Origin of the sequence: Sinomonas sp. G460-2, assembly GCF_047759905.1 — a bacterium.
Lineage (GTDB): Bacteria > Actinomycetota > Actinomycetes > Actinomycetales > Micrococcaceae > Sinomonas.
On sequence record NZ_JBKZWT010000425.1, the window covers coordinates 1 to 2,547 of the forward strand.

3 protein-coding genes are annotated in these 2,547 nt (G+C 69.8%); 1 reads left to right on the forward strand and 2 read right to left on the reverse strand.

The annotated features are described in order from the left end of the window. The coding region (locus tag ACLN58_RS20860) for an FAD-binding oxidoreductase (RefSeq protein WP_415857143.1) at window positions 1-1,095 on the forward strand (1,095 nt) is incomplete at its 5' end. Here ACLN58_RS20860 and ACLN58_RS20865 read toward each other — a convergent pair. Together ACLN58_RS20865 and ACLN58_RS20870 are read right to left on the reverse strand one after the other, a co-directional pair. Further along, window positions 1,082-1,786 (reverse strand): MerR family transcriptional regulator, encoded by a 705-nt coding sequence (locus tag ACLN58_RS20865; RefSeq protein WP_415857144.1) that lies wholly within the window; start codon window positions 1,784-1,786, stop codon window positions 1,082-1,084. The two genes, ACLN58_RS20860 and ACLN58_RS20865, sit on opposite strands and share 14 nt — an antisense overlap. A 207-nt stretch (window positions 1,787-1,993) precedes the next feature. Beyond that, a partial coding sequence (locus ACLN58_RS20870) for a formate--tetrahydrofolate ligase (RefSeq protein ID WP_415857145.1) occupies window positions 1,994-2,547 on the reverse strand: 554 nt, incomplete at its 5' end.

The window sequence follows — 2,547 nt, forward strand, 5'->3', positions numbered from 1 at the left end:
GTGCGGGTCGACCCGGTGGCCCGCACGGCGCGCGTCGACGCGGGCGCGACGTGGGCCGACTTCAACCACGCGACGCACGCGTTCGGACTTGCGAGCACGGGCGGGATCATCGGGTCCACCGGTGTCGCGGGCCTCACCCTCGGCGGCGGCATCGGGTACCTCGCGCGGAAGTACGGCCTCGCGTGCGACAACCTCATCTCCGCCGACGTGGTCCTCGCCGATGGCAGCTTCGTGACGGCGAGCGAGGCAGAGAACGCCGACCTGTTCTGGGCCCTGCGCGGCGGGAGCGGCAATTTCGGTGCCGTGACGTCCTTCGAATTCCAGCTGCACCCGCTCGACATGGTCCACGTGGGGATCATCTTCTACGACGCCGCGATCGGCGCCGAGGTCGGGGCCGTGTACCGCGAGTGGATCGCGTCCGAGCCCGAGGAGATGGGCGCGTTCCTTGGCTTCCACCAGGGCCCGCCGGTGCCCTTCCTCCCGGAGGAATGGCACGGTCGGCCTGTGGCAGTGGTCGGAGGCATGTGGACCGGGGACGTCGCGCAGGGGCCCGCGCACTGGCAGCCGATGCTGGACGCCGGTCCCGTGCTGGGTTCGATGTTCTCCCCGATGCCGTACCCCGCGCTCAACGTCATGTTCGACGGCCTCAACGGCGTCCCGGGCCTCCAGGGCTACTGGAAGGCGGACTTCCTGCGCACCCTGAGCGACGAGGCGCTGCGCGTCGCGGTCGAGTACGCGCCGGGGATCCCCACACCGCATTCGGCCAACCACTTCTACCCCATCGACGGGGCGGTGCAGCGGGTCGCCCCGGACGCGACGGCGTTCGCGCACCGCGACGTCGCGTTCTCCCCGGCCATTGCCGGCCAATGGCCGGACGCCTCGGAGAACGAGACGAACATCGCGTGGGTCCGCAACTATTGGAGCGCGCTGCACGAGTACTCGGAGCCTGGCGGCTACCTCAACTTCCAGGACGCGGACGACCAGTCCCGCATCGAGGCCACGCTCGGCTCCAACTACGCGCGGCTCGCGGAGGTGAAGGGGAAGTACGATCCGGACAACTTCTTCCACGTGAACCAGAACATCAAGCCGGCGTGACCGGCTCGCGGGGCGCGACGGGCTCCGGGGGCGCGACGGGCTCGTGGGTCGCAACGGGCTCCGGGGGCAGTCCCTCGGGGCCCGGAGCGCGACCGTACAGCGCGATCGAGCGGCTCGCCTGGGCCAGGGCGAGCAGCTTGAGCACGAGCTGCGAATGCATGTGCATGCCGACCGCTGTGCGCGTCACGAGCGTGTCGAGATCCTCGGCCGACGCGGCGTCGTTGATATCGACCTTCGCGATGAGATCCACGGCCTGGCTGTAGGTATCGAGCGCGTCGTGCGGGATCGAGAGGCCGAGCGCGTTCATCTGCTCGAGGTGCGAATCGAGCGCGCCGCGGGCGGCGGTCGGGACGTCGGGCCAGCCGCGGAGGCGCACCACCGCGTTGCCGGCTTCGGTCCGCCCGGGAGCGGGTTCGCCGAGGCGCTGGAGCTCGCGCTGCAGGCCCTTGAGGATCTCAACGCGGCTCGCCCCACGGTCAACGAGGGCTACGACCTCGCGGATTTGGGCGACGCTCAGCCCATTGACGTTCCGCAGGGTCTGGATCGTCTTGATCCGCCTCACATGGGACTCGTTGTAGTCGGAGCGCGTGGCGGTCACGCGGCTTCCGGCCGGGAGGATTCCCTCCCGAAGGTAGTACTTGATGCTTGCGATCGGCATACCAGTGAGGTCGCTGAGCTCACGCAACTGCATAGTCCGTCGGTGCCCTTCGTGCTGGCCCCCATATGGTCAGCGTTGTCAAGTCAAACTCTACAAGTTTCCGAGGATCGACGGGGTGCGAGCCGATCATGGCACGCGCGTGGATAGTCCGTGTATCTTCAAGCTCAGGTCCGGCACGGACCGCTCTGGCCGAGGGAGCGCTGGCATATGGGGGGCGTTCCCTCGGCCCCGCCCGCCGCCTCAGAACAGGCCGACGGCCCTCCCATGCTCGTCGAGCCCCATCCGCAGCGCGGCGGGCTCCTTCGGGAGGCCCGGCATCGTCATGAGCGCCCCGGTCACGGCCACGATGAAGCCCGCGCCCGTGCGGGGCCACAGCTCGCGGACGTGCACGGTGAAGCCCTCGGGGGCCCCGAGCCGCGAGGCGTCGTCCGTGAACGAATACTGCGTCTTCGCCATGCAGACGGGGAGTCGGTCCCAGCCGTTGTCGCGGATCTGCGCGAGCTGTCGGCAGGCTCGCTCCGAGAACTCGACGCCGGCGCCCCCGTAGACCTCGCGAACGATCGTCAGGATCTTCTCCTCGATCGTCGCCTCGAGGGGGTAGAGCGGCCGGCACGTCCCGGGCGACTCGAGCGCTGCGAGGACCTCGCGCGCGAGCTCGTCACCGCCGTCGCCCCCTCCGCCTCGACCCCAGACATCGGCGACCGCCGCCCGAAGCCCCGCCCCGCGGCACCAGTCGAGGATCGCGTCGAGCTCGCGGGGCGTGTCAGCCGTGAAGCGATTGACCGCGACGATCG

Bases quoted from the DNA above. Each gene is read 5' to 3' on its own strand.
- ACLN58_RS20865 (WP_415857144.1), bottom strand. From the start codon at position 1,786: ATGCAGTTGCGTGAGCTCAGCGACCTCACTGGTATGCCGATCGCAAGC.